This is a genomic window from Photobacterium sp. DNB22_13_2, assembly GCF_052873915.1.
On sequence record NZ_JBNNXU010000012.1, the window covers coordinates 143,365 to 169,535 of the forward strand.

General features: G+C 44.8%; 18 protein-coding genes. 7 read left to right on the forward strand and 11 right to left on the reverse strand.

The window, feature by feature from the left end:
• Positions 1 to 60: 60 nt before the first annotated feature.
• From ACVA58_RS17720 to fdhF, 3 genes are all read right to left on the reverse strand, one after another.
• Positions 61 to 1,773: an SgrR family transcriptional regulator gene (locus ACVA58_RS17720; RefSeq protein WP_446511696.1), complete on the reverse strand. Its 1,713-nt coding sequence runs from the start codon at positions 1,771 to 1,773 to the stop codon at positions 61 to 63.
• Positions 1,774 to 2,026: 253 nt separating this feature from the next.
• Entirely contained in the window at positions 2,027 to 2,395 is a 369-nt protein-coding gene (locus ACVA58_RS17725) for an NADH:ubiquinone oxidoreductase (RefSeq protein ID WP_446511697.1), read from the reverse strand.
• Positions 2,396 to 2,852: 457 nt separating this feature from the next.
• Positions 2,853 to 7,007, reverse strand: a complete 4,155-nt coding sequence (gene fdhF / locus ACVA58_RS17730) for a formate dehydrogenase subunit alpha (RefSeq protein ID WP_446511698.1) — start codon at positions 7,005 to 7,007, stop codon at positions 2,853 to 2,855.
• A gap of 350 nt (positions 7,008 to 7,357) precedes the next feature.
• Here fdhF and ACVA58_RS17735 point away from each other — a divergent pair, with 350 nt between their 5' ends.
• Positions 7,358 to 8,293: a chemotaxis protein CheV gene (locus ACVA58_RS17735; protein ID WP_446511699.1), complete on the forward strand. Its 936-nt coding sequence runs from the start codon at positions 7,358 to 7,360 to the stop codon at positions 8,291 to 8,293.
• 167 nt (positions 8,294 to 8,460) lie between these two features.
• Here ACVA58_RS17735 and ACVA58_RS17740 read toward each other — a convergent pair whose 3' ends face one another.
• Together ACVA58_RS17740 and pdsO are read right to left on the reverse strand one after the other, a co-directional pair.
• Positions 8,461 to 8,706, reverse strand: coding sequence for a hypothetical protein (locus ACVA58_RS17740; RefSeq protein ID WP_446511700.1), 246 nt, complete (start codon positions 8,704 to 8,706; stop codon positions 8,461 to 8,463).
• Between the two features lie 11 nt (positions 8,707 to 8,717).
• Positions 8,718 to 9,485, reverse strand: coding sequence for a sortase-associated OmpA-like protein PdsO (gene pdsO / locus ACVA58_RS17745; RefSeq protein ID WP_446511701.1), 768 nt, complete (start codon positions 9,483 to 9,485; stop codon positions 8,718 to 8,720).
• A 270-nt stretch (positions 9,486 to 9,755) separates the two neighbouring features.
• On the opposite strand from pdsO, the gene pdsR reads away from it, so the two are divergent.
• Positions 9,756 to 10,442 carry a proteobacterial dedicated sortase system response regulator gene (gene pdsR, locus ACVA58_RS17750; protein WP_446511702.1) on the forward strand — a complete coding sequence of 229 codons (687 nt, stop codon included), beginning with the start codon at positions 9,756 to 9,758 and terminating at the stop codon, positions 10,440 to 10,442.
• Positions 10,442 to 12,682 carry a proteobacterial dedicated sortase system histidine kinase gene (gene pdsS / locus ACVA58_RS17755; RefSeq protein WP_446511703.1) on the forward strand — a complete coding sequence of 747 codons (2,241 nt, stop codon included), beginning with the start codon at positions 10,442 to 10,444 and terminating at the stop codon, positions 12,680 to 12,682. Before pdsR ends, pdsS begins: the two co-directional genes overlap by 1 nt.
• A 518-nt stretch (positions 12,683 to 13,200) precedes the next feature.
• Here pdsS and ACVA58_RS17760 read toward each other — a convergent pair.
• The 3 genes from ACVA58_RS17760 to ACVA58_RS17770 form a co-directional block, all read right to left on the reverse strand.
• The gene (locus ACVA58_RS17760) at positions 13,201 to 13,500 is read right to left on the reverse strand and encodes a hypothetical protein (protein ID WP_446511704.1); all 300 of its coding nucleotides are present in this window, start codon (positions 13,498 to 13,500) and stop codon (positions 13,201 to 13,203) included.
• 159 nt (positions 13,501 to 13,659) lie between these two features.
• On the reverse strand, positions 13,660 to 14,778 hold the full coding sequence (gene gcvT, locus ACVA58_RS17765; RefSeq protein ID WP_446511705.1) for a glycine cleavage system aminomethyltransferase GcvT: 1,119 nt from the start codon (positions 14,776 to 14,778) through the stop codon (positions 13,660 to 13,662).
• 365 nt (positions 14,779 to 15,143) lie between these two features.
• Positions 15,144 to 15,779: a helix-turn-helix domain-containing protein gene (locus ACVA58_RS17770; RefSeq protein ID WP_446511706.1), complete on the reverse strand. Its 636-nt coding sequence runs from the start codon at positions 15,777 to 15,779 to the stop codon at positions 15,144 to 15,146.
• 572 nt (positions 15,780 to 16,351) lie between these two features.
• Here ACVA58_RS17770 and ACVA58_RS17775 point away from each other — a divergent pair.
• The 4 genes from ACVA58_RS17775 to ACVA58_RS17790 all read left to right on the forward strand — a co-directional run bounded on the left by ACVA58_RS17775 (position 16,352) and on the right by ACVA58_RS17790 (position 21,950).
• Positions 16,352 to 17,647: a serine hydroxymethyltransferase gene (locus ACVA58_RS17775; protein WP_446511707.1), complete on the forward strand. Its 1,296-nt coding sequence runs from the start codon at positions 16,352 to 16,354 to the stop codon at positions 17,645 to 17,647.
• Between the two features lie 111 nt (positions 17,648 to 17,758).
• A complete protein-coding gene (gene gcvH, locus ACVA58_RS17780; protein WP_446511708.1) occupies positions 17,759 to 18,139 on the forward strand; it encodes a glycine cleavage system protein GcvH in 381 nt (126 codons plus the stop codon).
• Positions 18,140 to 18,265: 126 nt separating this feature from the next.
• Positions 18,266 to 21,145 carry an aminomethyl-transferring glycine dehydrogenase gene (gene gcvP / locus ACVA58_RS17785; RefSeq protein WP_446511709.1) on the forward strand — a complete coding sequence of 960 codons (2,880 nt, stop codon included), beginning with the start codon at positions 18,266 to 18,268 and terminating at the stop codon, positions 21,143 to 21,145.
• A 187-nt stretch (positions 21,146 to 21,332) separates the two neighbouring features.
• A complete protein-coding gene (locus ACVA58_RS17790; protein WP_446511710.1) occupies positions 21,333 to 21,950 on the forward strand; it encodes a DsbA family protein in 618 nt (205 codons plus the stop codon).
• A gap of 262 nt (positions 21,951 to 22,212) precedes the next feature.
• On the opposite strand, the gene ACVA58_RS17795 is transcribed toward ACVA58_RS17790, so the two are convergent.
• The 3 genes from ACVA58_RS17795 to ACVA58_RS17805 form a co-directional block, all read right to left on the reverse strand.
• Positions 22,213 to 24,564 (reverse strand): arylsulfatase, encoded by a 2,352-nt coding sequence (locus ACVA58_RS17795; protein ID WP_446511711.1) that lies wholly within the window; start codon positions 24,562 to 24,564, stop codon positions 22,213 to 22,215.
• A gap of 232 nt (positions 24,565 to 24,796) precedes the next feature.
• Positions 24,797 to 25,648 carry a LysR family transcriptional regulator gene (locus ACVA58_RS17800; protein WP_446511712.1) on the reverse strand — a complete coding sequence of 284 codons (852 nt, stop codon included), beginning with the start codon at positions 25,646 to 25,648 and terminating at the stop codon, positions 24,797 to 24,799.
• Positions 25,649 to 25,652: 4 nt separating this feature from the next.
• The gene (locus ACVA58_RS17805; protein WP_446511721.1) at positions 25,653 to 26,093 is read right to left on the reverse strand and encodes an SPASM domain-containing protein; all 441 of its coding nucleotides are present in this window, start codon (positions 26,091 to 26,093) and stop codon (positions 25,653 to 25,655) included.
• Between the last annotated feature and the right edge of the window lie 78 nt (positions 26,094 to 26,171).

Sequence of the window (26,171 nt, forward strand, 5' to 3'; positions counted from 1 at the left end):
ATTGCTATGAATGTAAAGTGTTAGAAATATGAACTTTCCCTTGTGCTTAAATGCAAGTATTTAGAGAGCACTGTCATCATGATCTGGTTTCATCCATACCGACTTAAAATCAAACCAACCCATAGAGTTAGATTGCATACCTTGGACAGCCCCAGTGTCATCAACACCCAGCCAGTTGTGAAACAGTGGCATGATTTGGCCAAACTCAACGAGCTTGGCACCGATATGCTGGCAAGGCGAAGTTTGTTCAATATTCGCCCTCCATCGCATTACCTCTAGCTCAAGTTGCTTGAACTCTTCTTCAGGCATCGCTCGAGCGATGTGATCAAAATTGAAGAACCATGACAGTAAGGCATCATCACGGTAGTTCATCAAACTCATTCCACCTAACCACAGATCTATCTTCTGACTATGTTTACCAAGCGCAATCTCAGTCGTGGTTAACTCAAGCATTTTCAGCTTAATACCATCTTCAGCTAATATCTCTTGGATTACTTTGGCAACGTGCGGGTAAACCGGGTGCTGACAAGCGAAGGCTATGGTTACTGTACGTTTTGCTGGTGGAGTTTGAATGGGAGATGAATGCAAGGGTACATGGGTCCAGCCCGGTAAAATGCCATAAGCATTCGTTAAACGGAAATCCCCAATCTGATCTTTATTTAACCGCTGCAACAGCTGCAAGGCGGTTAAGCGACCTTGTAGGTATCGTAACCATTGTGGGTCAGCAGGTAGGCCACCGATTCGGTTAAACAAAAGGAAATTACATCCTTCATCTAATTTCAGGCGAGTCGACACACTCACGCCACCCAGTTGGCTAGCATCCGTAGCTGGCTGCAAGTAACACGACGCCACTTCTGACAGCATCCAGATATCTACAACATCAATCAGTGCCCTGAAGCCGAAGTACTGATCAGAAGCTTCAAGCTTAAAACGCTTACTGTCATTCTGAATAACTTTATAAGGGCCCGTGCCTATCGGAAATAAAACATTGGGGTTGCCCATGTCTGCATCAGCAGGCTGGATCATAGCAATAAGGTTGGTGAGCAAATCAGGGAAGCGTTGGTCATCGCTGGTTAAATAAAAATCGACCGTATTGGTAAATGGTGCATTTATTTCACGGATATGGCTGAATAGCCGATGCTGCTTAACCTGGTCGAACGTAGCTATAATATCGTCACTGCTGAGCAAGCGACCATCATGAAATCGAACTGACGGCCTGATATAAAAACGCCAGTGACGTGGATTTAACGCTTCCCAATGGTGTGCTAAATCCCCTTCGACTTCCTCTTTTTCCTCGTTTATACGAGTTAACCCATTAAACACCTGCCGAACCAGATGCTGCTCTGAACGACGTAAAGGTTGCAACGGATTGAGGTTACTAAAGGCGCGATAATAGGGTAAACGAACAATTTGTTTACCATGTGCCGTGGTGTGACCAAGCTGTTCTTGGATGATCTGGGCAAGCCTGTCTGCATTGTGCTCAAGGGCTTCAAGAGCAGGTTCTAGCTTCCCTTCTGCAACTAATTTTCTGGCATGCATCAACTGCAATTCATTGTCTGTGCTACAAAAGGTTAACCTTGATTGCTTGCCCCTCCCGACCGCGGGCTCCCAATCAATCCAACCTTTATCGACCATTTTGTTAATCACCATCCGAACATTTCTTCGGGTACAAAATAGTACTTCAGCGATAACCTGAAGGTTGGTATCGGCATCTTGGCCAGAGAAGTGGGTATACAATCGCTGAAATTGGACTTTAAGCCGTTGACCGCTCATAAAAGGGGAACCTGTTTTTATTATTTCTTCTGTTTTAGGCTTCCTATTTTAACGTAAAAATAGCGACGTACCCAGCGGTACTGGCGGCATAGAACAAGTTATTTTTCTACTTTGTAGACCCCCAAAGAATAGCGCCTGAGTGAGCTATGCCGCCGCCCCCTTAATAAGTTAATCCGCTTTTAACACAGCAGGTAAACTCCAGGCACAAAAAAACGGGCATAAAGCCCGTTTTCAGTATTGAGTACAATGCTGCTTAAACAGTTTCTGTCGTTAGTGTGGCTGTCATACGTGACATTTGGAATTCGCGCCACTTGGAATACATATAAGTCACAACAATCGAGAAGAATAAATATGACAGCGAGAACACGAATGGCGAGTTAATAATATTCGACTCTAGTCCCCACATTACACCAGTGATCGTAACGCCAATTTTGGCCATCATCCCCATCAACAACATCAAAAAAGCAAGTTGCGGATAGCGGGTCGAGCAGCGAAAAGCTAGCCAATATCCAGCGCCAACAGCAACTGAAGCTATTCCGAAGCCAACAAGGAAAGAGTGAAAATGCTCACCAGAAAGTACACCAGCAACGGCAGACAACAAAAAAATCAGACCGAACTTCATAAACACCTCTTTTGAGAAAGTTAAAAATGCGTCCTTTCGATGTGCTTTAAACTAACAGGGATATTTTCCCACTTTTCGCTTAGATTGCATACACCCTGGTGCTTCGCCACACATTGGGTTTCATCATAACTTTCATTATTTTACAATTTGTAACACCCTAAACCACTCTCCTATTTGATATTAATATAGCACTGTAAATTAATTGTTAAGATTTAATTAAAATGTAAGAAATAGTGTCATTCGGGTATTTTTTGTGGATTTTGACTAGTAATTAGCTTAACTATTTTGAAATGTTAGAATTCAATATTGAGGTTAAAGCTCTTAACGAGATTAAATGTGGAATTTTATCTTCCACTTATGGTGCATTCCGTTTTGTGACAGACATAAAAAAACACCCAGTAAAACTGGGTGTTTAGTAATATATACAGAACAAATACTATATGACTAGAAAGACAAACTACTCTACTGTCGCTAGCATTTTTTCTACTCTAACAGCTGCCACTTTAAACTCAGGGATCTTGGCATGTGGATCGGTAGCTGTCACCGTAAGCTTATTCGCTGCTGACTCAGCGAAGTGGAACGGTACAAACACAACATTTGGCTGAATGCGTTTAGTCACAAACGCCGGCGCATCTATACTGCCGCGTCGAGTTGACAAAGTCAGCATCTCACCATTTGACACACCTAACCGCTCAGCATCAAACACAGAGATCATAACTCTTGGCCCAGCAAGATTATCCAGCCCTTTAGTCTTACGCGTCATCGTTCCTGTATGGAACTGCTCCAACAATCGGCCTGTCGAGAGCACCATTGGATACTCCTCATCCGGTAGCTCAGCGGCATACAAGAAAGGAACGGCTACCATTTCAGCCTTTTTACCCCGAACAAAGTTCTCTTGGTGCATGACACGGGTACCAGGATGATTTTCATCACGGCATGGCCACTGTAGGCCATCTTTACCAACACGGTCCCAAGTAATACCTGCATATTGAGGTGTTAGGGCATTTATCTCTGCGGTAATGTCTTCAACTGACTGATAAGCCCAGTCACTCCCCATCGCGTTAGCAATATTCTGGATGATCAACCAATCTTCCATCGCCTGTCCCGGTGCCTTAACAGCAGGATTCAAGCGCTGAACACGACGTTCAGTATTGGTAAAGTGGCCCGTTTTCTCAGCAAATGAATAAGCAGGAAGAACCACATCGGCAAGTTGAGCAGTTTCAGTCATGAAAATATCTTGTACAACCAAGAAGTCTAGCTTTTCAATGGCTTCCAGCACGTGTTTCTGATCTGGATCACTCAGAACTGGGTTCTCACCCATTACGTACAAGCCGCGTACTTCTTTCTTACAAGCGGCATCGATAATCTCTGTGAGTGTCAGGCCAAGCTCAGCAGATAAATCAGGACGATCCCATGCTTGAGCAAACTTGGCATGAGCATCTTTGTTGGTGACCTTCTGATACCCCGGGAAGTCCCAAGGCAGTGCACCCATATCACAAGCACCTTGAACATTCGATTGACCACGAAGCGGGTTGATACCGCCCCCTTCAATACCAATGTTGCCACACAGCAACTGCAAGTTCGCAATTGAACGTACGTTATCGTGCCCCGTCGTATGCTGAGTAATACCCATTGAATAGTAAATAGCCGTACGTTTGGCTGTACCAATTGTCTCTGCCAACTTGAGCAAATCAGCTTGCTTAACGCCAGTAACCAGTTCAACTTTCTCCGGAGAATAAGCGTCACTCATCACCTCAGCTTTGAGTGTTTCATAACCCTCAACACGCTGCTCAATGTAGCTCTGATCTTGCCAGCCGTTTAGGATGATTTGCTGCATGATGCCATTCAACAACATCACGTCAGTCCCTGGACGGTGTGCAACATAAAGCTCAGAATGGTCGGCAATATCCACTTTCTTCGGATCGGCGACCACCAAACGGGCAGTCCCTTTGCGAAGAGCTTGCTTGATATGTGACGCAATGATTGGGTGAGCAGATGTCGTATCCGAACCAATAATAAAGATCAGATCAGAATGGGCAATACTCGGGATATCGTTGGTCATTGCCCCACTACCCAGCGAAGCCTCTAGCCCTGTTACGGTTGTAGAGTGGCACAAACGAGCACAGTGGTCGACGTTGTTAGTACCAAACTCACGACGAACAAACTTCTGGAAAGCAAAGTTATCTTCATTGGTGGTTTTCGCTGACGAAAAACCAGCCAGTGCATTACCACCCGACTCATTTTTGATTGATGAGAACTTATCCGCAATAAGAGAAATGGCTTCTTCCCAGCTGGCAGGCTGAAGTTCACCCTCTTTACGAATCAATGGCTGGCTCAAACGCTCATCGCTTTGTACAAAGTCGAAACCAAAGCGTCCTTTCACACAAAGCATGCCTTGGTTTACCGGCGAGTTTTTCGCACCTTGTACGTAACGGATCTTATCGGTTAGTTCGTCCACATACATGGTGACCTTACAGCCCACACCACAATACGTACAAATGGTATCAACCGGCTTGAGCATCTCAATTCGGCCCTGAGATTTATCACGGGCATCAGACAGCGCGCCTGTTGGGCAAACAGATACACAGGCACCACACTGTACGCAATTTGAATCGCCCATGGTGTAGCCTTTATCAAAACCAGGTCGACATTCTGGACGTTTAGCGCTATTGCCATCAGCGTCTTTCAAGAAACTAAGAGCACCGTGAACGGCTTTTTCATTACAGATATCAACGCACTGACCACAGCTGATACAGCGGTTAGCATCGAACACAATAAATTCTGAGCTGTCATCAATAGCAAACTTCTGACAGTCGGACATATCCAACTCATCTTTGTCTACTTTGTACTCAGTAGCAAAGTCACGTAACTTACAGTCGGTATTTGCCTGGCAGCCACACTCAAGACAGCGTGCGGCTTCACGCATCGCTTCTTCATTAACAAAGCCAGTTTCTACTTCAGCGAAGCTAAGTTCACGCTGTTCGCTGGTAAGCTCAGGCATGATAGAGCGCATGGCCTTCTGGATGCCTTCGAATTGCTTAGGATCAACCTGCTTTACCTTAGCGGCTTTTTGCGAGTTATATGGCTTAACAGGAATATGTTCCATATCCCCATTGAAGAAACGATCAATCGCTTCAGCCGCAACGCGGCCATCAGCCACCGCTTCAATCGCTGTGGCTGGACCACGGCGGAAGTCGCCGATACTGAAGATATTTTCAACACCGGAGTGCATAGTCTCGTCGCTTGACTCAAGTGTTAGCCAGCGGGTAACAGGCAACTCGATATTGTCATTGTCCAAGAACGATAGATCTGGTTTTTGCGATACAGCTGAAATGACCGTGTCGAAATGCTCGACAAAGTATTCACCTGTCGCTTCTGGGCGACGACGGCCTGAAGCATCTGGTTCGCCAAGTGCCATTCTCTCAAGCTTTACATCCGTTACCCGGCCATTGCTGTCGGCAATGTTTTCGACTGGGTTGGTCAAGAAGTGGAATTTGACACCCTCATGCTCAGCTTCAACAATTTCATAGTCTTCCGCTGGCATTTCATCGCGAGTACGACGATAGATAAGTGTGGTATCTGCACCATCGCGTACAGCAGTACGTGCACAGTCAATAGCAGTATTACCACCACCAATCACGGCCACTTTCTTGCCGGTGGTGTAATTTTGCGTCGTTACGTAGTCTTTCAGGTAATCGACACCGAGATAGCAACCATCCTGCTCACTACCCTCATAATTCATTTCAACCGCTTGGGATGCACCAACAGCCAAACAAACAGCATCATACTGATTGGTTAGCTCTGATAGCAGGAAGTCTTTACCCAAGGTGGTATTGGTTTCTATCTTCATGCCGTTGCGGCAAATAAGCTCTATCTCTTTATCAAGAATGGCTTTTGGCAAGCGGTATTCTGGAATGCCGTAACGCAACCAGCCACCGGCCTGAGGCATCGACTCGAACACAGTGACACTGTAACCTTCGTTGCTCAGATAATACCCACAACTCAACCCGCCGGGGCCACTACCAATAACCGCCACGTTCTTGCCTTTGTCAGCTTTACGCGGTGGAACGTATTGTTCCTGAGCTTCAAGGTCAATATCCGCCGCATGACGCTTTAACTGACGGATAGCAATAGGCTCATCAACAATACCGCGACGACACTCTGTCTCACAAAAAGCCGGACAAACACGACCAATAGACAACGGCATCGGCAAGGTACGTTTAATCACCTCGACTGCCTTCTGATGGTCGTTTTGGGAAATGTGATACAGGTAAGACTGAATATCGACACCGGCAGGACATGCGGTTTGGCAAGGCGCCTCACAGTCTGCATAGTGATCTGACATAATGCGATTTAGCGATTCGCGGCGACGTTCAGAAAGCACATCGCTTTGTGTGGTGATGACCATTTCAGGTACAGCTGTGACTTCACATGCTCGCTGAATACCTTGGCCTTCAATATCTACCACACATAAATCACATGGTACTTTCTCGCCATTTTTATTTAACCCACACAAAGATGGGATTTCAATCTCGAACTGTTGAGCGAGCTCAAGAATTGACAATTGACCGTCAGTAGCCAGAACCTGACCGTCTATCGTGACATTACTCATAGTTGCCTCTTTCTGTTGCTGGCACTGTGCCTTTATTGTGAGTTTCAAGGCTCTATATATAGCTAACTTCTTGTTCATAGGGAGAAGCAGCACAGCGCTCAGGATGATAACCAGTAGAATTGTTGATTTAGGTTTAGTCGATCATCTTTTTTAGTTATTAGATCAGATTATCTGGCTACAGCATCAAATTCCTTGATTTGAAACATTTTGGATATTTATTTTGAAAATAATTTGATGAAAAGCGATATGTAGCAGCATTTTACCGCTAGGTTATTGACTAACTTAGACAAGACCATAGTTGTGAGGTAAGATATTGATAAATTTAATATTACAAATTCATTGCACACTTAATGACCTCTCTCCTCGACTCAGTAGACCAGCGAACAAACCTTGTCGGTGAAAACCGCTTAGAACTCCTTATTTTTCGGCTCCATACCGCACAGTTGTTTGCTATTAATGTGTTCAAAGTCAAAGAGGTCGTTAAGCTGCCTCGGCTTACCCAACTTCCGGGTTCTCATCCAAATATCAGTGGTATTGCTAGCATTCGTGGTATTTCTATCCCTGTTATCGATCTACGCAAAGCAATTGGTATGCGGGCAAACGATTCACAAGAGTGCAATATTATCATTACCGAGTACAACCGCTCGGTGCAGGCATTTTTGGTGGGTGAAGTGATGAATATTATGAACATGACTTGGCAAGACATCCAACCGCCACCGAGGCAAGTTGGGAAAGGTAATTACCTGACGGCCATAACGAAGATCAAAAAAGACGACGTAGACCGGTTAGTCAGTATCATCGATGTCGAAAAAGTACTGGCTGAAATTATTGATTACGATACACAAATATCACAAGAGGTACTCGACCAATCGCTATTGAATCACTTCCATGGTCGCAAGGTTCTCATTGTCGATGATTCATCGACGGCACGCAGCCAAATCCGTGAAACCTTGTCACAGCTAGGGCTAGAGATCATTGAAGCCCATAACGGATTACATGCACTGAGTATGCTAAAAAACTGGTGCGACAAAGGCACTAACCTAAACGATGAGTTGTTGATGGTTTTTACCGACGCCGAAATGCCAGAAATGGATGGTTATAAACTTACTCACGAAATTCGAAATGATCCTCGAATGCGAGATCTCCATATTGCTTTGAACACATCACTCAGTGGCAACTTCAATGAAGCTATGGTGAATAAGGTAGGCTGTGATCGATTTATTTCCAAATTCCAACCAGATTTACTGGTTCAAGCCGTTCAAGAAAGACTTAAAGACATCCTCTAAGCACTATCTTAGCGGTAGTGTGTATTGATCACTCGCCCAACCTTGGGCGAGCAGTCCTCAATTTCAACACGACTAACTCCGATTATAGGTATTCCTTTTAGCAGTAAATAAGGCTGAAATGTAAAAGTGATACCTTCATTAATAACTCATACCACACACGTCGTTCATTATTGCCCCCCTCGTTGCTCTGTCCCATGCAGCTGAGCCCTTGTGTGGATATGCTGCTCAGTATCAACGGGCTGCCAGCTTTCATCCCAGGCGTAAATGGTGTCACCGCCTAAGATATCTATCTTCTGTGCCGAAATATCATCAGCCCTAACGGTGAGCTGCATGGTAAGCAACAAGGTAATCAGGAAGGAAAGCACCCAGCTAGGTGCCTCCTCTTTAACTTTATTCTTTTGTTGTTCAGTCATTACTCGCCCTCTTAATGGCTTTGGGCCGTGCTGACATGGTCACTAGCGCTGCGCAATGTCACTCGACGGTCGAAGAAGTCACCTTCAAAGTTTTGCTCATTCTTAAGAGGCTCCTGATCGCCATATGCTGCAGCGTAAAGCTGAACACTCTCTACACCCTGCGATTCCAGGTAATAACGTACCGCTTCCACTCGTTGCTCTGACAAATTAAGGTTACGTTCTGTGCTACCACGTCGGTCCGAGTATCCAGCGAGCTCCCAACGAATATCTGGTGCCTGCTTCATAATTTCTGCAATTTCATCTAACTGGGCTTTAAACAGCGGCTCAATATCCGCAGAGCCCGTTCTGAAATGCACATTCATTTCCAATGCCAAATCAAGCTGACGCTCTTTGTGATTCATCAGGTCATATTTATCTTGCTCAAGACGCGCAATTTCAATTTGTGCCTGATTATATTTTTGGCTGATACGCTCAAGTTCAGTATTACGGGCGACAAGTTCACCTAGCTCTTCATCTTGTGCCTGAATTTGCTGATCTTGCCCTACAGCGGTACCAACAATACCGCCAACCATGGCACCGACAACCGCACCGATTGGGCCACCAACAATGGCACCAAACGCGGCACCTGAGCCTAGGCCGATTAGTGATTCTTGCTCACCAACATGGTAGCTGTCGTTGATATTGCTATCGTTCACAATGTCATTTGCTGTGGCGACAGGAGAAACCAGAGAAGCCATAAGTGTTGTTGCAATCAGTGTTGAGATAAGCTGCTTTTTCATTGTGATGTCCTCATCGAATTACTTAGGTTTCTTAATTCGCTTTTACTTAGCGATTTGTATTGGGTGTTTCGTTTTGATGAGGTTATTAAAGCAAGCCGATCTGGCAAATCTGAGCGCAAAAAAAGGCAATGTCATGATCAATTGTGGCAAAAAAATGGCAATTGCTCCGATTCCGGCAGCAAGCCTTTTCTATCGGCTAGATTGTTGTATAGTCAGCATCATTAACACGTAGTATGGGTACTAGGTTATGAAATATAGAGGTACTAGGTCATGAAAAAAATTGTCATTGTCGAAGATGAAAAAGCCATCCGTGAAAACTACATCGATGTACTAAAAAAGCATGGTTACGATGTGCAAGGCTATGACAATCGCCCTGATGCCCAGGCTGCTTTTGAACTAGAACTACCAGATTTGGCCATTATCGATATCGGCTTACAGGATGAGATAGATGGCGGCTTTACCTTATGCCAATCACTCCGCGCCCTGTCACCAACCGTGCCGATCATTTTCCTAACCGCCAGAGACAGTGACTTCGACACAGTATGTGGTTTACGTATGGGCGCCGATGATTACCTGACCAAGGATGTCAGTCTGCCTCATTTGATCGCCCGTATTGCCGCACTGTTTCGCCGTAGCGATCTGATGCAGCAACCTACCGAGAAAGTAGAGCTTGTTCAGCACGGGGATCTTTCCATCGATAAAAACAAAATGCAGGTATTCTGGCAGCAAAACCTTGTTGAACTAACGGTCACTGAGTTTTGGATGGTATTTGCACTAGCCAAGCGTCCGGGACACGTTAAAAGTCGACATGACCTCATGGACGAAGCACAGGTGGTTGTTGATGACAGTACTATTACCTCCCATATCAAGCGGATCCGTAAAAAATTCATGCAGTTCGATAACAAGTTTGACTGTATCAACACGGTATACGGCATGGGCTACCGTTGGGGGTCTTAATGCAAAAAAGCGTATTGCAAAAGATATCAGCTATAAACTTAAAACGGCTAAAGCCAACCTTTGGCCTACGCACAAAAATCACCTTAATTGCCTGCTTATTGCTGACACTCCCTTGGATAGGCTATAACTACATCCTCGAGATGGAGAAACTCTTGCGCCAAGGTCAAGAGCAAACATTGGTTGGTACCACACGGGCCGTCGCCACTGCGCTAAATGAGCGCCCTAACCTATTTACCGACCAAGCCAGTTTTTTGCAATCAGTGCAAAAAGGCCGTGATCTATATGCCTACGAACTCGGTTCGGCAATCAAACTTGACGGCCAACTCAGTGACTGGTCTGATTATTCCGAACAAGTTGTGCATTATGGCAAAGAATACGTTCAGTTCAGTCGCTGGCCGTATCAACGCAGCAACCTTCGCTTCAACCATATGGTCGGAAAATACGATGGTTATCTATACGCCATGTTTGAGGTGAAAGATAACAAACCAATTATGCGCCGAAAAGGCTCAGCACGAGTCGATAGAAACGATCACCTGATCATCGCAATAACCACACCCAGTGGTGAATTTCAACGCTATGTGATTTCCGTCTATGAAGATGGATGGTTCAATGCTTGGCAGATAAATGGGGATATTACGAACCCAGCCGATTTAGCCCTTGAAAGCCAAATCCAAGGGTACTGGCATACGACTGACAACGGTTATAACATTGAATTACGCCTTCCTTTAGACATGCTGGGCAGCAAGTTGGGGTTTGCCTTTTATGATGTCAATAACACCAGCAACCGTGAAGTCGACACCATTATTGGCACATCAAACACCAATCAAATGAGCAAATTGGGCACCGTACTTATCCCTTCTCCGGAGATTGAAAATATCCTCAAAGGAATGGGACATACCAGCTCACGTATTTGGGTTATTGATCGACACCAGCGAGTCTTGGCCCAAACAGGTGATATTCAGGAGTCCAACGGTGTGTGGTCGTCATCCGTCAAATATAGCGATGAAACTGATTCTTGGTGGGCAAAGCTAGAGGAAAAATGGCTTCACCCGTTGTATTACCGTTACCTAATAAATGAACCAACCGCATTTCATGATGCACTTAAAGATGCAGCCAAGGTGGAAGGAGTACACATATCACAAGCCCTCAAAGGCCGCGGATATTCGCTCTGGCGAAGGTCGAATGACGGCAAGGCAATGATATTAGCTGCAGCTTACCCTATTTGGCTTGGTGACAACGTAATGGGTGCAGTGGTTGCTGAAGAGTCGACCATAGGTATTCAAACGTTACGTAATCGTGCGCTAGAGAAGTTACTCAATGCCCTCATCGCCATTATTGTGGTTGGTACCCTAACGCTGTTTTTATTTGCCTCCAACATCTCACAAAGAGTGAGAAAACTACGTAATGAGGCTGAACATGCCATTGATAGCCAGGGAAAAATTCAGCATACCATTACTGCATCGACAGAAAGCGATGAAATTGGCGACCTAAGCCGCAGTTTGGCGGGTATGGTCAACCGGTTAGGGCAATATAATCATTATCTAGAAAACCTCTCCTCGCGCTTATCCCACGAGTTACGTACACCGGTGGCCGTTGTTCGTTCTTCTATCGAAAACCTATCCATGCAAGAACAAGATGAAGATTCAAAACGCTACATAGAGCGTGCGCAGGAAGGAATCCAACGACTCAATACCATTTTATCGAGTATGACAGAAGCCACCCGCATCGAACAAAGTTTACAGGGTGCCGAAAAGGAAGTTTTCCCACTCAATGAACTGGTTGAGGGCTGTTTGCAGGGGTATCAAATGGCCTATAAGAACCAAAGCTTCAGTGTCAATACAGGCAACATACCGGTATGGGTTGATGGTGCGCCGGATTATTTGGCACAGATGCTCGACAAATTGATTTCAAACTCTGTTGATTTTAGCCTAGATGGTCAGCCGATTGAGGTGACATTGTCACAAGTAAATACTGAGGCTTGCTTAATAGTCAGTAATAAAGGTCCACTACTGCCGGAAGATATGGGCAATCAACTACTGAACTCTATGATATCCGTTCGCACTCAAAGCCAACAAAGCAAACCTCACTTAGGGCTTGGGTTGTTCATAGCACGCTTGATTACTGACTATCATCAAGGAAAGATTTTACTTAGAAATCGCAAAGATAAACAAGGTGTTGAAGTCTGCGTCACGCTTCCTGCTGTGACACTAGAGGAAGAGCATCAAAAAACTAGGCCATAACAGCCGCGGTAAACAAACCAATTGCCGCTGCTATTGCAACGATCACTAGCACGATCTCGAATAACATTTCTCGCATATTTAATTGCTCACGAACAAACAATGGAAACTTAGTCAAATATTGCCGCATAACCATATAACTCATAACATTTAATGAAAGCAGAATAAAATCACCAACTTAATGGTGAATAAACCTGCTTTCATTAGTTGATTAATTCACCTTAGAGATACTACGCCTATCGGCTAAATATAAGCTGAACAGTTGAGTGACGAGCAATTGATTAAGCGGTTAAGTGAAACAGGGATCACCCACTGTAACCTTCTGTTTTAATTGAAATTAAATATCTTCCAAGCAATATAATCTGAATAAGCGAGATAAAAACACAAAGGAATTAGACATCGAGACAGCTTTCATTCAGCAAATAAGAGAAATAAACACACACTAACGTTGTAAAAATGCATGAACAACATTAACTCATTAACCCCATCAATAATAATTATTAACAGAGACTATTAAATTATTAATTTTTATCACTCAATACATCAGCGTTATTTTTCTCGTCCGGCCATACTTCGTCATTTTCATCACTCGTATTAGCAAAAATTTCCTGCTCTTTTTGCTCAATGGCCCTATATTGGTTTTCACAGACTGAACGCGTGATCTTGTCTGTCCCATAAGACGACATACAACGATCCATGTACTCATCAAACCCCATTAAGAGAGATTCCGCAGAGATAGTGAATGAGGTAACCATCATCAAAGCAACAAATAAGACAGGGATCTTGTGGGAGTGAGTTTCGTGGAAGTTACAATTCTTCATTTCAACCTCAGCTTTATTGGCAGTGCCTATCTATAGCAAAGTTGATTTGTGGGCATTTTTCCAACCAGACTTTGAGACAAAAAAAGGAGCCGACGAGGCTCCTTTCATAACAGTTTAAAAACTCTTTTTACATCAATAGATTATTGACATGATTGTAAATCAACCGCGGAAATAGTTTTGCGGAACAAAAGGCATTTTTTCTACTGTCATCGGCAGTTTCTTGCCTCGAACTTCAGCAAAAATTTCAGTACCAATCACTGCGAGATCCGTCTGAACGTAACCCATAGCTACTGGTGCTCCTTTTGTTGGTCCAAAGGTACCAGAAGTCACAATACCAACCTCATTGTCATCTGCATCAAACAGCTTGCTGCCTTCACGAACAGGTGCTTTAGACTGGCCCACTAGACCAATACGCTTGCGAATAACATCTTTAGTTTTAATCTGCTCAAGAATGATATCGGCGCCTGGAAAACCACCCGCACGTTCACCATCGGCACGACGTGGCTTGCTGATACCCCAAAGCAGGCTTGCTTCTACCGGTGTCGTCGTTGTATCGAGGTCGTGACCATACAGGCACAGACCACACTCAAGACGTAGTGAATCACGAGCACCAAGACCAATCCATTCGACTTCTTCCTGACCCAATAACTCACGAGCCAGTTCTTCAGCTTTATTGGCAGGCACAGAGATCTCATAACCATCTTCACCGGTATAACCTGAACGGCTTACCAAGCACTCTACACCTAATAGCTCAACATTGGCCGCATCCATGAAGACCATATCACTAACAGCAGGGTTTAAGCGCGCCAGCACTTGCGCGGATTTTGGACCTTGCAATGCTAGAAGTGCACGGTCTTCGATAATTTCCATGGTGACATCTTCAGGAAGATGGGCTTGGATATGTGCGATATCTTGTTCTTTACATGCCGCGTTAACAACAACGAACAGGTGTTCACCAAAGTTGGTTACCATCAAATCATCAAGGATTCCGCCCTGCTCATTGGTGAAGAAGGCATAGCGCTGCTTTCCTGCCGGAAGATCAATAATATCGACAGGAACTAGCGACTCGATGACTTTTGCTGCATTTTCACCATGAAGACGCAATTGCCCCATGTGGGAAACGTCGAATAGACCAGCCGACTCACGGCAATGGATATGCTCTTTACGTACACCCAACGCGTATTGCACTGGCATATCATAACCAGCAAAAGGAACCATCTTGGCGCCCATTTCAATGTGTAGTGCGTGTAGTGGTGTTACCAGTAATTCTTGTGACATATGATTTTACTCCATACACCGCGAGCAAAGCGGCGATACTCCATATCAGCTGTTACAACCATGTTAGACATAGTTTCTTATAGTAAACAAAGTTTCCTATCATTCAACCGTGCTACATCACACATTTGAACCACAGGTAAAAGTTTCTAGAATTAACACTTTTTCAAAATATGAGGAACCTATTGCTAGGTTCGCTCTTTTAACTTGCAACACACCAATTGTTAAAACCATCAATAGAATTAACAATCAACGCATCAACATATGATCCTGAAAAACCGAGACACTGACTGCTAAACAAACTAAGAACAATACGTGTTTTATGAACTAAACACATTCTGTTCACACCTGGCTCGTGACAACGTCACTTAAGAAGCTGTCACCCACAATATCAAGGCATCGTCCTCACTAAGAGAAGTCAGCATGTGCCCCATGTTGGCGTCGTAATAGACTGAATCACCTTGGCTTAATGTGACCGGCTCGTAAAACTCAGAATAGAATGTGATATCACCTTCTAACACCAACAGAAACTCTTCGCCGTCATGCCGGATCCAGTCGCTATAGTCTTCAAAAGCCCGTGCCCGTACTTTTGATTTAAACGGCATCATTTTTTTATTCGTTAATTGCGTCGCCAAAAGCTCATGTTCGTATGTCGTCGTTGGATGCGGTTTACCCTGTTCTTTACGAGTTATATCCCTACGTCCTGTAGCCTTCAACTGCTTGGGTGGTGCAAAAAGTTGTGGAAGATCAATTTCTAACCCACCAGCTAGCTTTTGCATCGCCTGAAAAGTCGGTGAGATTTGTTCATTTTCAATCTTAGATAAAGTCGAACGAGCCAACCCGGTCCGCTTACTGGCTTCTTCAAGCGTCAAGCCATGGGCCATTCGAATTTCCTTGAGCCTTTTTCCTAGTTGCATTGGCTCAATTTTATCTGCCTTATCCGATTCGAACTCTTTCACGACGGTCATTGATGGATATACATCGACCTGCTGTTCGTCACTCATTACTTCCCTCCCTGGTAACGACGTTCATTTCATTCTGGCATAGCGACCGAGAAACATAAAAGCACATCGGTAAAAAAAATATGACCAATGCATCATATTTGAAATTTAGTTTCCTAAAGGAAACAGGCCGTTTTTCAACCAGTCACACTCCCCGATTTCGCAACGATAAACTCACAACCAGCCAGATTATGCATCCATTTGTAAATGTTCTGTAGAACGTCACAACCCCATATAGAACAAGGCTCGAGATACAAATTTAACCTTTCCGACACAGTTGAGATTGTGGCATTCTTTAGCAAAAAGTTAACACTATATTAGAAATTTAGCTTGCAGAAGGCAAACGTTTGCGTAAAATTATGGTCACTAAAGTACATGGTATTCCACTATTGGAAATTTTCGTTTAATCGGCTATCTATAGTAAGGCATGTTATGCAGTTGTTAGGGGGAATACGGTGCTCAACGCGTATTACTGATAAATAGCAACGTGTAACAAGGACTATCCATAACAACGATATACGCTTTGGCTCGGAACAAGGGATACCTTTAAGAGCGCGATTAGAGGATAACGTGAAATGAAAGCTTCATACCAAAACCACGATTTAGAAGTGTTCTTCTCAACCCACCTTGCAGAGGTTGATGGTGCTGTAAATGCTGGCATTGCTGCCGAACTAACTCGCCAGAACCAGCAGATTGAGTTGATTGCCTCTGAGAACATTGTGTCTAAAGCGGTCATGCAAGCCCAAGGTAGTTGTCTAACCAACAAGTATGCTGAAGGTTATGCTGGCCGCCGTTACTACGGTGGTTGTGAGCATGTCGACGAAGTAGAACGCATCGCTATTGCCCGCGCCAAGCAGCTTTTCCAATGTGATTACGTTAATGTTCAGCCTCACTCTGGTGCACAAGCCAACGGTGCCGTGATGCTGGCCCTACTTCAGCCAGGTGACACTATCTTGGGGATGTCTCTGGATGCTGGTGGCCACCTAACACACGGGGCGCGCCCTGCTCTATCTGGCAAATGGTTCGATGCTGTTCAATACGGTGTAGATAAAGAGACTTGCGAAATTGATTACGAGCAAGTACGTCAGATTGCTATCGAAAGCCAGCCTAAAATGATCATTGCAGGTGGCTCGGCCATTCCTCGTAAGATTGATTTTGCTAAGTTCCGTGCCATTGCCGATGAAGTTGGCGCATTCCTCATGGTGGATATGGCCCATATTGCTGGCCTTATCGCTGCTGGCGAGCACCCTAGCCCAATTCCTCATGCACATGTAATTACAACGACGACACATAAAACATTGCGTGGCCCTCGTGGCGGCATGATCTTGACCAATCACGAAGACATCAATAAGAAGATAAATTCAGCCGTATTCCCAGGCCTTCAAGGCGGCCCGCTAATGCACGTTATCGCGGGTAAGGCTGTTGCTCTGGGTGAAGCCCTAGAGCCAGAATTTAAGTTATATATCAAGAATGTGATCAACAACGCGAAAGTCTTGGCAGAAGTCCTGCAAGCTCGCGGTTGTGACATTGTGACTAACGGTACCGACACCCACCTGATGCTTGTAGACCTTCGCCCGAAAGGCTTGAAAGGTAACCAAGCAGAAGAAGCGCTTGAGCGTGCCGGCATCACCTGTAACAAAAACGGTATACCTTTTGATCCTGAGAAACCAATGGTGACATCAGGTATTCGCCTTGGTACACCAGCTGGCACTAGCCGAGGTTTTGGTGCTGACGAATTCAAACAAATTGGTCAATGGATTGGCGATGTACTTGACGGTTTGGCAGCAAACCCTGAAGACAACAGCGCTGTAGAGCAAAAAGTGAAGCAACAGGTTCAGAAGCTTTGCAGTCGCTTCCCTCTTTACCAATAAGTTAACAAGTAGCTATATTTTTACTCTCGTTTTTTTGACATAGCGGCCGGCACTGACCGGCCACTGAAACAACTAATAAAATCTGCGGAAAGATTGCGCAAGGAGTTTTAAATGGAAAATACACTGAAGTTCGCCGAAAGCCATGAGTGGGTACGAGACAATGGTGACGGTACTATCACTATGGGTATCTCTAACCACGCTCAGGGCCTTCTAGGTGATGTTGTATTTGTTGACCTACCAGAAGTTGGCGATTCAACAGAAGCTGGCGAATCTTTCTCTCTTGTTGAGTCAGTCAAAGCCGCATCTGATATCTATGCTCCAGTTACAGGCGAAATCGTTGAAATCAACGAAGAGCTGGAAGACAGCCCAGAGCTTGTCAACGAAGAGCCATATGAAGGCGGCTGGATTGCTAAAATCAAAGTTCAGGATGTAGAGGAACTCTCTAAACTGATCGACGGTGAAAAATACCTAGCGACCATCGACGAAGACTAATTGAGCCTGGCTTTCGGGTGAAATAACCTGAAAGCCCTCATGACATGTAATAGCTCAACTACTCGATGACCTTAAACTATTGCAATATGCTCAATGCAATAGGTAGTAACTGTTCAGGAAAGAACCATGACCGACATGACTCTTCTAAATGCATTAAGTGACGATACGGAATTTGCTGGCCGTCACAATGGCCCGGATTCGGCACAACAAAAAATCATGCTGGAAACTATCGGCGTATCAAGCGTTGATCAGCTAATCGATGAAACGGTTCCGGCAGCAATTCGCCTACCAGAGCCTATGCAGCTCGACCTGCCGCAAAGCGAAGCGGATATGCTGGCCTCTCTGAAAGCTATTGCCAGCAAGAACATCATCAACCGCAGCTATATCGGTCAGGGTTACTACAACACCTTTACTCCGAACGTTATTCTACGCAACATACTTGAAAACCCAGGTTGGTACACCGCTTATACGCCTTACCAACCGGAAATTTCCCAAGGTCGTCTTGAATCACTGCTTAACTACCAGCAGATGATCATGGACCTGACCAGTATGGAGCTAGCCAACGCTTCCCTATTGGATGAAGCAACCGCAGCAGCTGAAGCGATGACTTTGTGTCAGCGCGCTAGCAAGAACAAGAGTAAGGCGTTCTTCGTTTCTAACGACTTGCACTCACAAACCGTTGATGTTGTCCTCACTCGTGCTGGTTATATCGGTATTGAGATCATCCGCGGTGATATTCAAGATCTAGATAAGCACGACGTATTCGGTGCCTTGGTTCAATACCCAGGAACAACCGGTAATATTCAAGATCTGACTGACATTATCGAAGCAGCACACGCTAAAAAGACATTGGTGGCTGTGGCTTCTGATCTACTAGCACTTACCCTGCTAAAAGCACCGGGTGAAATGGGTGCAGATGTCGTGATTGGTTCAGCACAACGCTTTGGCGTACCGATGGGCTTTGGTGGCCCACATGCTGGCTTCATGGCAACGAAAGACAAACATAAGCGTACAATGCCAGGACGTGTTATTGGTGTGTCTAAAGACTCCCGTGACAACCAAGCACTGCGTATGGCGATGCAAACCCGTGAGCAGCACATCCGCCGCGAAAAAGCGACGTCAAACATTTGTACCGCTCAGGCACTACTTGCCAACATGGCTGCATTCTATGCGCTATACCATGGCCCAGAAGGTTTACGTAAAATCGGCCGCCGTGTACATCACCTAACGGCAATCCTTGCTGCTGGTCTTCGCAATTCAGGGATTGAGCTAGCAAACGACAGCTTCTTCGATACCCTAACCCTTAATACTGGCAAGAAAACCACTGAGTTTTATATCAAAGCGCTAGATGCAGGCATCAACCTACGTAAGTATGATGCTCAGCTAGGTATCAGTATCGACGAAACCACAAAAGTGGCTGACATCGAAGACCTATTGGCAATCTTCAGCGGTGACAACCTGAAAGCATCCATGTTCACTGCAGACATCGCCAGTGACGAATTTGCGGCTATCCCAGAAAGTTGCCGTCGTAGCAGCCAGTACCTGTCTCACCCAGTATTTAACCAGTATCACAGTGAAACGCTTATGATGCGTTACATGAAGAAGCTGGAAAACAAAGATTATTCACTGACCCACGGCATGATCCCGTTGGGCAGCTGTACCATGAAACTAAACGCAGCAGCAGAGATGATCCCGGTCACTTGGCCTGAATTTGGTCAGCTGCACCCATTTGCACCAGCTAACCAAGCAAAAGGGTACGCGGAGCTGGCTGATAACCTATCGAAGATGCTATGTGAAATCACCGGCTACGATGCGTTCTCGCTACAGCCTAACTCTGGTGCTCAAGGTGAATATGCTGGCCTTATCGCTATCCAGCGTTACCATGAAGCCAATGGCGACGCACACCGTAATGTTTGTTTGATCCCAAGCTCAGCCCACGGTACTAACCCAGCATCTGCTGCCATGGTATCGATGAAGGTTGTGGTTGTTGGCTGTGATGAGCAAGGCAACATCGATGTTGACGATTTGAAAGCGAAGATCGAAAAACACCGTGATAACCTGTCGTGTATCATGATCACCTACCCGTCTACCCACGGTGTTTATGAAGAAGCCGTACAAGAAGTGTGTGAGCTTGTTCATGAGGCTGGCGGTCAAGTGTACCTAGACGGTGCAAACATGAACGCCCAGGTTGGTCTAACAAGCCCAGGTTTCATCGGCTCTGACGTTTCTCACTTGAACCTACACAAGACCTTCTGTATTCCACACGGTGGTGGCGGTCCGGGTATGGGTCCTATCGGTGTTAAATCGCACCTTGCCCCATTCCTACCGGGTCATGTTGAAAACACAGAAGCAGATCAGCCTCAGTACGCTGTATCTGCAGCAGATCTTGGTTCAGCGTCTATCTTGCCAATCTCATACGCATACATCGCGATGATGGGTGAAGCAGGACTGACAGAATCGACTAAGCTGGCTATCCTGAATGCTAACTACGTGATGGAACGTCTTCGTCCGCATTACCCAGTTCTATACCGTGGTACTCATGGCCGTATTGCACACGAATGTATTATCGATATTCGTCCAATCAAAGAAGCATCTGGTATTTCTGAAGAAGATGTTGCCAAGCGTCTAATGGACTACGGTTTCCACGCGCCAACCATGTCGTTCCCTGTTGCAGGCACGCTAATGATTGAGCCAACGGAATCTGAAGACATTGCCGAGCTAGACCGCTTCTGTGATGCGATGATTGCAATCCGTCATGAAATCGCTCGTGTACAAGATGGCGAGTGGGATCTAAAAGACAACCCATTGGTTAACGCACCGCACACTCAAGCCGATATCATGGACACTGAGTGGAATCGCAACTACGACCGCGAACTGGCTTGCTTCCCATCAGCACAAGCTAAAGATGCGAAATACTGGCCAACAGTAAACCGCGTTGATAACGTGTTCGGTGACCGTAATCTAGTTTGTTCTTGCCCAAGCATCGAGAGCTATATTGAAGACTAGAGTGAAGACAAAAGGTGTATAGTAACCAAATATAGATTTGGACTAACCTATTAAAAATGGACAAGCTTCGGTTTGTCCATTTTTTTGCTATTCGCTGAAGATACCGTTCTGAAGAAATCGCCACCTTAAAATACATCGTGTGGTGGAATTGGAGCACTGGACACATCCAACAAAGGAATGACGGAACATGACCTCATCAAAGGCAAAGCTATATTACGTTTACGACCCAATGTGCTCTTGGTGCTGGGGATACAAACCTACCTGGGATCAAATTACCCAAGCCATACCTGATCAAGTAGAAATCACATATGTCGTTGGCGGCCTTGCCCCCGATTGTGATGAACCTATGCCCGATATCATGCAACAACAGATTATGGCTTACTGGAAGAAAATCGAAGACTACCTTGGAACCAACTTCAATTATGACTTCTGGGTTAACAATACACCTCGCCGCTCAACTTATCCCGCCTGCAGAGCAATTATCGCAGCCCGCTCTCAAGGCGCTGAGCTAGCAATGTTAAATGCAATTCAAAAGGCGTACTACCTAAATGCCCAAAACCCCAGTGATAACGACGTTCTGCTTAACTTAGCACAAGGTATGGGCTTAGATATGGAACAATTCAAAGATGAGTTTCTTTCTGAACAAACCCACCAACGTTTATTAGATGAAATAGCCTTTGCCCGCTCCATTGGTGGCAATAGTTTTCCATCTCTGTTTATTGAAAGAGCAGGAAGAATTATCCAATTGCCAATTGATTATCAAGATGCACAAACAACCATTGTCCAGATCAGGAGTACTGCCTAAAAAAGAAGTAGCTGGCACATTAATGATTGATCTATCAGAGGCTCCTTGACAGTCTTGCTCTAACTGTACATCACCTAATCGAACTCAAGCATTACCCTCCCCCATCATTGGATTGGGTAGTTTGGTACTGCCAGTCGTATTGCGCAATAAGCCGTTGGTATCGTCCGTTATAAGATGTTATTACCTGAAGGTGTAGACGTTATAAATTAAATACTGTTGACAAAAAAGCCACCTATCAGGCGTGAAAGGTGGCTTGAAAACGTTAGTTTAAGTACTTAACACGAACTTCTTTTATCTTACCGTCAAACTTAAAAGGCATTTGCTCATAGTAAGCCTGAGAAACTGGTGAACCTAAATCTGACCCAATATCAAATCCATCATTAAACGAGAAGAAAGAAGGCGCGGTTTTAGGCACTACTCCCGTTGCATACTCTTCACCATTCACCTTAATGGTGATCTCGAAAGGTGTAAACGGCGCTGGTTTTGTCGCTTTGGATTCAATCTCAATCGTCACATCACCTTCTGGTAAGGCTTTCTCAGACTGAATATGGGTATGCTCCATCAAAAATAGATTGTACTCGTAGTTGAGTTTTCCATCTTTCACATAGACAGTCATCCCCCCAGAAAACGCGCCTACCGCATAAAGTACACCATTAGTTTCAGGCGTCACTGTCGCATCGAACTCTACGAGAGTTGAACGGTTCCCGACTTTTGGCGCTGCAATTTCAGGTATACGTGTAATTTCATCAGGGTACGTCCACTGCGTATATTTACTTTCAGGTGCATCCTGTGGGCTATGTGCGGCCGTAGACCATAGCGACCCGCCAATAGGAAACGCTTTGTTGTCTTTAGCTTCTTGCTTAAAGATTGCTTTCATTTCTTCAAGCTTCTCAGGATATTTATCCGCTAAGTCTACCGCTTGCGACCAATCTTCATCGATATGATAAAGTTCCCATTGATCGCTATCAGCACTCCACTCTTTGAAACCTTTTGGCATACCTTGAACCCATGGGGCGCGAGGACCAAATGCACTTGCAAACCAGCCATCATGATAAATACCTCGACTGCCTAAGATTTCAAAATACTGCGTTTTCTTTTTCCCTTTGGCGTCAGCATCGTTAAACGAGTAAGCCATACTCGTACCGTCGATTTGATCTTGTGTATGACCATTCACCACTTTTGGCGCTGTAATGTCTAAGATGTCGTAAATAGTTGGCGCAATATCATTAACGTGGTGGAACTGGGATCGTGGTGTTGCATCGGGTTCAATTTTAGCTGGCCAACGAACTGCCAATGGTTGGCGAGTGCCACCAAAATGAGCGGCAACGAGTTTCGTCGATTTATACGGGGAACTTCCCGCCCAAGCCCATGCTGCATGCGCCATGTTTTCAAATTTTGGACCACCCAGATCATCGATTGAACCGACTTTATTCATAGCTTCAATCTGTTGCTTAGTAGTGGTTGGAATAGCATTTTGGGCAAGTAATTCAGCAAGTGTGCCATTTTGCCCTTCTGACGACGCCCCATTGTCGCCCCAAATATAGAAGAATACAGTATTATCTTTGTAGCCAAGGTCATCGATTTCATCAACTAAACGGCCGACCTGAGCATCTGTGTGTTCAATAAACCCTGCATATACTTCCATTAAACGAGCTTGGAAGCCTTTCTCATCATCAGGAATATCATCCCATGCAGGCATACTTTCTGGCCGAGGCGTTAGTTGAGCATTCTCTGGAATCCACCCCATTTTCTTCGCTTTTTCGTACACCTCTTTGCGATACTCATCCCAGCCAGCATCAAATTTGCCTTTGTATTTATCGGCCCACTCTTTTGTTACATGATGTGGTCCGTGCGCTGCGCCACTAGACCAATACATCAAAAAAGGTTTGTCTGGCTGCAAAGACTTGTGCTGTCTCATCCATTTGATCGCTTGGTCCGCGAGGTCTTCACTCATATGATAACCTTCACGGTGAATCTTTTCTGGGTCAACGAATGTAGTATTTTCGACCATCGTTGGTTCATACTGTGAAGCACCCGCTCCAACAAACCCGTAAAAATACTCAAACCCATAACCTGTCGGCCAATTATCAAAAGGTCCAGCTGCGGTTGAATCTAATGGATGGGTGTTGTGCCATTTACCAAAAGCGGAAGTTGCATAACCATAGTTTTTTAATACTTCAGGGAACGTTGCGCTGCTCTTAGGAATAACACCAGCGTACCCATCCCAATCGTTCGCATATTCTGCAATAACACCCGCACCAACACGGTGATGATTACGACCCGTAAGCAATGAAGCACGTGTTGGTGAGCACATCGCAGTAGAATGAAAACGATTATAGGAGATACCTTCTCCTGAAATTTCATCAAGCGTAGGGGTGCTAATAGGACCACCATATGTCGACGTTTGACCTGGTCCAACATCATCAATCATGACAATAACGATGTTGGGCGCATCTTCCGGCAGGTGATTGGTTACAGGACGCTTGTTATGAATGGATTCGGCAAGAGTATGGTTCGCCACCGATGTCGATGGTTGAGATGGAAATGGCAATACCTCTTGCGCAACGGAACTCGCAGCAAAACAAGACATCATGATCGCGCTAAACTTTTTCATGAGGACACCTTTGAAACAATGAATAAACTCTCATTGTTTTTCCTCGCCTAACACACCTTTTATAAGGCAATGCACCGGAAGAACAACAATAAGAAAGAGGAGCAAAGCTGAAAAGTGTGGTTTGTCTTAAAGAAATATAACCTTGACACTAATGTGGCTTTTCAGTGACAAGGTTAATTGAGGTGGAGTTTAGGAGGTAGAGCGTGACTATTATATAAACGATAAAACGTATTTATAGTATGTGTACATTGCTTAAATGCAACCTAATATTTTCTCTTACTTTCATGTGGTTTTCAGTTTTTTGGTAACGTCGATGGTAAGCTAAGCTGTATTCCAATGGCTTATGTTCAATTGGGTTTTCAAGTACTTGCAAGTTAAGGCGTTCTTTCCAGCTCATAGCAAGATGCTGAGGGACAACGGCAACTCTATCACTGGTCGCGACGTCTAGAAGCATGGCGGAAATCGAATGTGTTTTGCACTGAATATTCCGGCCTTTAGGGCGATCTAAACGAATATGTTCAAAGCCATCCATTCCTTTCCACTGTGTTGCCAAAGCCACATGGCTCTCCTCATAAAACTGATCCGTAGAGATTTGATCACAGACTCTCGGATGATCATGACGACATACAATGACGGTTGACTCTTTGAATAGCGGCTCAGTAATGATTGAGTGGTCTTTTACCATCATAATGCCAACGGCTAAGTCAACAGACAAAGACTTGAGTTGGGCCAGAAGCATCTCTTGATCCAACGGGGTGTGCTCTATCATCATTGATGGCAGTTCCGGTAGATTCAAAGCTAGCGCTTCATTGACGTAAACCGAATAAGTAAAGCGTTCATTCAGCGCATTCTGTATTTCATCAAACCCAAGACGAAACCTGCCCGCTAAGCGAATAGCCATTGCGGTTGGCTTCATCTTTCGCCCTTCCCTAAAAAATAAGGTTTCACCTATTTCCTGCTCTAATCGCTTTATAGAAGCACTAACTGCAGGTTGTGTTATACCTATCGTTTCAGACGCTTTTGTATAAGAATGATATTGATAAACTTCTAAAAAAACCTTTAGCAAATTTAAATCAAAATCCATCGTCTCACCTTTTTCCTCCACAGCAATGCTTATATTTTACCCCACTCTTACAAGGGCATGGTTGATTACGGCCAATAATCGGTGCTCTCTTCTTTGTCATTCGTGGTTTGTGAATTTGAGAAACCCCATTTATCGTGTTTCCGGTTTCTTGATACGCCAATGACCACATTATTTCATCAGCAAAGCGGCCAACAGACAGAAGTCTGCGCATCTCTTTCATATACTTAGCACTGTGCTGGAAGAAATATTTATAGCCTTGGCAAAAGTAGTTATGATTTGGGTGTCCGCTTGGGCTTCGCTCAAAGCGATGCTTCGGACACCCACCGTTACATGCAAATTTATACTGGCAGCGCTTACAGTCTGGAGAAAGTGTACTCTGCTTCTGTAACCCAAACTCAATAGCTTTTCGGCTTATATTATATTCAGAAACTGTCTTCTCATGTATATGTAGTGGTCAAGAATAATTGGCCACCTCTTTAGAGCTTTCCCAATATAATCGTTCTGACTCATTAGGAGTCAGGCT